The 4291-nt window shown below is 36.8% G+C and carries 2 protein-coding genes and 1 pseudogene; all 3 read left to right on the top strand.

The annotated features are described in order from the left end of the window. Positions 1 to 2138: phage tail tip lysozyme (locus ACECE_RS31060; RefSeq protein ID WP_010681116.1), on the top strand; the 2138-nt coding region annotated here is incomplete at its 5' end. Between the two features lie 16 nt (positions 2139 to 2154). Further along, on the top strand, positions 2155 to 3105 hold the full coding sequence (locus ACECE_RS27205) for a hypothetical protein (RefSeq protein WP_010681115.1): 951 nt from the start codon (positions 2155 to 2157) through the stop codon (positions 3103 to 3105). Positions 3106 to 3336: 231 nt separating this feature from the next. Then, positions 3337 to 4291, top strand: a pseudogene (locus ACECE_RS27200) (sugar-binding protein); the annotation flags it as partial.

The following is a 4291-nucleotide window of genomic DNA, read 5'->3' as shown; positions in this document are numbered from 1 at the left end:
CGGCAGGAAGATTGAAGACAGTGACATCTGACGGACAAACAACCGTATATGATTACTATGATGATGGAAGAAGAGAAAGTATAACATACAACGATAATTTCAGACAGGTATACACGTATTATGATGACGGGCTGTTGGATACCCTTACAAATCAAGCTAAGGACGATCAGGGAGTATTTGCCGAGTCAGAATACTATAAGTACTGCTATGATGGAGCCCATAATATGACCCAGAAGCAGGAACGTTTAGGAGGACCAACAGAGCCAACAGAGACAACATCCTACGGCTATGATTGCATGAACAGGCTGAAAAACATATATGAGCCTGATATAAATACTGCACAAAGGACAATAGCCTATACCTATGATTCAAGAGGAAACAGGGATACAGAGATAGAAACCATAACGGCAACCAATGAGGTGACATATACAAAATATGAATATACCGATAATAACAGGATTCAATATGTGACCAAGAGAGAGGATAACCAATACGGAAATATAATACAGAAAAAACTATATCTCCATGACAGCAATGGCAACCTGAAAAATGTATATGACATAACAAATGGACCGAGCACGATAACCACCAATACCTATACTCTGTTAAACCAGCTCAAGACTACCGTGACAACAGGTATAAACCAGCAGATGGAGAATACATACAATGCAGAGGGAAAGAGAGTTGCAAAAACAGTAGACGGAACGACTGCAAGATACTTCTATGAGTATGACAATGTAGTATTTGAATACACAAACAGCGGAGCAATAAGCGCATTCAATGTAATAGGAACCAACCTTATATCAAGGGAAACAGGGACTAACAAGGTATACTATTTCTACAACGGACATGCTGATGTGACAGCCCTGCTGGATGCTACAACAAAAAGTATCCGCTCACAGTACAAGTATGATGAATTTGGTAATATAACCTCTGAGACCTACTATGACAGCACTGGAGAAGAGACAATAGATGAGAATGAAATAATAAAGAGCCAGATATTGTATGCCGGATACCAATACGATGAGGAATCAAAGTACTATAACCTTCAGGCAAGATACTATGATCCGCAAACGGCAAGATTTTTACAGCAGGATACATATATGGGTACAATAGCTGACCCGTTGAGTTTGAATCTGTATGCATATTGCCATAATGAGCCTATGATGTATGTTGATCCTACTGGGTATACTGGAGAAAAGTCAGCATTAACTTTAGTTAATGAAATAATTGCTGCAAAAAAAGGATGGGAGGAAAGTCAGCTAAATATAAATAAATATTATAAAGAAGAAGACTCAGATATTGATGTAAAAGCAGAAATAGCCAATAAGTATAAGTATGCTTCGAATGCTGCTACAGCAAGAGAAATGTTAAAAGATACAGATGCTTATAAGAATGATGCTTATTTCAGGGAGGCTTGTAATGCCTATTTGAAGAAGGCATACGGAGGTACTATGTCTGATGTTAAACAGTTACAATCAATGCTATCTACACTGATGTATAGACCAGCACCACCTCCTCCTCCATCTAAGGGGACGGGTAATGATGATGCGTATGCTAAGGTTTCAACTGATAAAAATCGATTATCTCCTGCGGAACAGGTAGCAAATGCTCAATACATTTATGATTATTTATCTCAAAAAGATATAGGTTGGTCAAAGGAAGCTATATGTGGCTTGCTTGGAAATATTCAACAAGAAAGCTGGTTCAACCCCGGCGTATGGCAGGATTTAAATAATACTACATTGGGGTATGGCATAGTCCAATGGGATGATGCAACAAAATTCCTTAATTGGGCAGGACTTGATAAAAACTCAGCTAATAATATGGCCAAAAGTGATGCTAAAAAACTTATGAATTTGGAACTAGATTTTTTGTTATCGAGTATGAAACCTGGTGGAGGCGAATGGTTGCCATCTTTATCTGCTCAATATGGCAGTCCATACAAAATGACGTATGCGGATTTTATTATTTCGACAAAGAATGCTGGCGATTTAGCTTTGGTATTTCATGGAACATATGAAAGGTCTCATGACGATGCAACTAAAAAACAGAATCGGATCGACTATGCCAACAATTGGTATAATTTAATTGGCGATACAAATGCAGCCATAAAATGGATAACTTCAGTACAATGAAAGGGGAAATGTGTTAATGAAAAAAGTAAGAGCAACTGCCATATCAACTATATTTTTCGTTGTTTTTATCATTAGCTTGACAAGTTGTGGGAGCTTAAAAGATAAATCTGAAGTTTCAGAAAGTCCTTCTTCTACAATCAGCAAGACTAATGAAACAACAAGTACAGATTCTTCAACTGATCATGTGACTGTTATGCCAACTAAACCAAGTACTTCTACATCTGGGGATAACATTAAAGCAACCGACTATAATCAGTACCTTAAAAAGATATGGGTTGTGAAAAGTTGGAATGGTGCAGCATATGATTATTTTTCTTTTTTCATCTCAAAAATAGAAAATGGAGTTATTGAAGGAAAATTATCTACAGGTTCAATTGCATATCCAGATTTTTACTCCTATTCACTTGAACCGTCAAAATATTTGGGAGATTTATTAGGGACAATTAATAATGCCGTAGCTGAATGTCGGTTTAGCGACAAAGTTGGAAACAAAGGAAATTTAACATTAGTATTTAAAGAAAACGATGAGATAGACGCAAAAATAAAGTATACAGATAAAGGAGAAGCTTATAAAGACCTATCTTTAGATGGAAATTATCTTTTTAGACCATACAAACTTGCAGACATCAAAGATTTTATACCAAGTAAGGAGCATTCGTTTGCAATCGATCTAAATTCTTGGGGAAGTGTTAAATTTGTTTCTGGAGAAGTCAATCATGGTGATAAGGTATATCCAGCAGCCTATTTAATAAATGAGCATGAAGATATTCTTTATAAGTTTCAAGCACCATTTCAAACTGGATTTAAGATTATAGAAGCTTCAATTAAGGATATAAATAATGACGGATTAAAAGATGTAAAGATTACTATTGGTTTTATCGATGATCCTAATGCTGAACATATAGAGTGGGTTTTCTATCAAATGAGCAACGGATTGTTTTATGATAGTAAGCTCAATGTCAATTAATTGCACTAATTTTCAGTAACAAGCAAAAAATAATATACATTTTGATGGCGGTTGTCTTCGGATGACCGTCATTAATTTCTATTAAGGTAAACATAAAAACTTGCCGAATAATTACACTTATCTGGATCCCTAATTAATTCTAGATTGTAGAATGTCAAGTAAAATTGGGTTCTTTCCAGAGTTAGTTGAATTGGCGCATTTTTCGAGCCAGAGGGTCTTGACATTCTACACGTGTTTTATGACACCTACTATATAGACGGAACATTAAAGGAACAGAACCTTGGAGGCTATGTAACAACTTACTATTACAACGCATCTGGAAAACTCAAAAGGGTATGTGATCCAAACGGAACAGGAGTAGCATCAAAGACTGAAACTTATGAGTATACACCCACAGGAGAGCTGATGGAAAAGCTCGACAGGAATGGGAAAAATACAACCTATGAATATGATTGCCATGGAAGGATGATAAGCCAGTTTACAGGCGATAGCAGCACATATGTACAGATAAGAGTGCCGAATGAATCAACTGACATGGGATATGACGGAAACGGAAATCTCAAGAAGATAATAGTTGAGACAAAGGAAAATGGGGTTTTAAAGAGCAGAGTCACAACGCAGAGAATCTACGATGAACTGAATAGGGTAAAAACAAAGACAGAAATATCAGTAGATGCAAACAACAATACAATAGTCATGGGTCCTGTAACATACAATTATGATATAATTACAGGAGTAAATGCAGGAGAAGTAAAGGAAGAAAGTATATACCCTGGAAGCAATAGCGTAGATAAGGTTTACGATGCGGCAGGAAGATTGAAGACAGTGACGTCTGACGGACAAACAACCGTATATGATTACTATGATGATGGAAGAAGAGAAAGTATAACATACAACGATAATTTCAGACAGGTATACACGTATTATGATGACGGGCTGTTGGATACCCTTACAAATCAAGCTAAGGACGATCAGGGAGTATTTGCCGAGTCAGAATACTATAAGTACTACTATGATGGAGCCCATAACATGACCCAGAAGCAGGAACGTTTAGGAGGACCAACAGAGCCAACAGAGACAACATCCTACGGCTATGATTGCATGAACAGGCTGAAAAACATATATGAGCCTGATATAAATACTGCACAAAGGACAATAGCCTATACCTATGATTCAAGAGGGAACA

Source organism: Acetivibrio cellulolyticus CD2, assembly GCF_000179595.2.
GTDB classification, from domain to species: domain Bacteria; phylum Bacillota; class Clostridia; order Acetivibrionales; family Acetivibrionaceae; genus Acetivibrio; species Acetivibrio cellulolyticus.
The sequence above is the reverse complement of the archived record's forward strand: the minus strand, read 5'-3'. Positions and strand labels throughout refer to the sequence as shown.

Excerpts from the sequence above, each read along its gene's own strand:
- ACECE_RS27205 (WP_010681115.1), top strand. The coding sequence starts at position 2,155 with ATGAAAAAAGTAAGAGCAACTGCCATATCAACTATATTTTTCGTTGTT.